The sequence below is a fragment of the Streptomyces sp. BRA346 genome, from assembly GCF_052851135.1.
Map to the genome: position 1 here is coordinate 1 of NZ_JAIWIH010000180.1, position 1,463 is coordinate 1,463.

1 pseudogene is annotated in these 1,463 nt (G+C 71.4%); it reads left to right on the forward strand.

Features of this window, described 5'->3' with window-relative positions:
- A pseudogene (locus LCH29_RS44020) lies at nucleotides 1-1,463 on the forward strand (type I polyketide synthase); the annotation flags it as partial.

Genomic DNA, 1,463 nt, shown 5'->3' on the forward strand with positions numbered 1-1,463 from the left:
GGTGATGGCGACTCCGGCGCCGTTTGTGGAGTTCTCCCGTCAGCGTGGGCTTGCGGCGGATGGCCGGTGCAAGGCGTTCTCGGCGGATGCCGATGGCACAGGCTGGTCCGAAGGTGCGGGCATGCTGCTGGTGGAACGGCTGTCGGATGCGCGTCGCCATGGCCACCCGGTGTTGGCCGTGGTGCGCGGCAGCGCGATCAACCAGGACGGTGCGTCGAACGGTCTGACGGCGCCGAACGGCCCGTCGCAGCAGCGCGTCATCCGACAGGCCCTCGCCAACGCCGGGCTGTCCGCCGCCGAGGTGGACGCGGTCGAGGCGCACGGCACGGGTACGTCGTTGGGTGACCCGATCGAGGCGCAGGCGCTGCTGGCCACGTACGGCCAGGACCGCCCCGAGGACCGGCCGTTGTTGCTCGGTTCGATCAAGTCGAACATGGGCCACACGCAGGCCGCGGCCGGAGTCGCGGGCATCATCAAGATCGTGATGGGCATGCGGCACGGGATGCTGCCGCGGACGCTGCATGTGGATGAGCCGTCGCCGCACATCGACTGGTCCGCGGGTGCGGTGTCGCTGCTCGGTGAGGCGCGGCCGCGGCGTGCGGCGGTGTCGTCGTTCGGCTTCAGCGGGACGAACGCGCACACCATCATTGAGCAGGCGCCGGTTGGTGATCAGGATGAGGCGCCGCGTCAGGTGGCTGTGACGCCTGGCGTCACGCCGTGGGCGCTGTCGGCGAAGACCGCCGACGCGCTGCGTGCCCAGGCGGTGCGGCTCCGTTCGCACCTGGACGAGCACCCGGACATCACCCCGGCCGACGTCGGCTACTCGCTCGCGACCACGCGCGCCGCGCTGGACCACCGTGCGGTGGTGGTCGGCGAGGACCGTGCCGCACTCGACGCCCTGGCGCGGGGCGAGTCGGCCGCGGGGCTGGTCGAGGGCTCGGTGAGCGACGGCAAGGTGGCGTTCCTGTTCACCGGCCAGGGCAGCCAGCGGCTCGGCATGGGGCGCGAGCTGTACGAGGCGTACCCGGTGGTGCGACGCACTGGACCCGCACCTCGAAACGCCGCTGAAGACGGTCCTGTTCGGGGACGACGCCTCGGTACTCGACCAGACGGCGTTTACTCAGCCCGCGCTGTTCGCCATCGAGGTGGCGCTGTTCCGGCTGGTCGAGGCGTGGGGGGTGAAGCCGGACCTGCTGTCCGGCCACTCCATCGGTGAGCTGGCCGCCGCGCATGTGGCGGGGGCGCTGTCGCTCACGGACGCCGCGAAACTGGTGGCTGCTCGTGGGCGTCTGATGCAGGCACTTCCGGCCGGTGGCGCGATGGTCGCCGTCCAGGCCTCGGAGGACGAGGTGACGCCGCTGCTGACCGAGCGGGTGAGCATCGCCGCGCTCAACGGCCCGATGTCCGTGGTGATCGCGGGTGACGAGGATGACGCCGTACAGATCGCCGCGACCTTCGAGGCG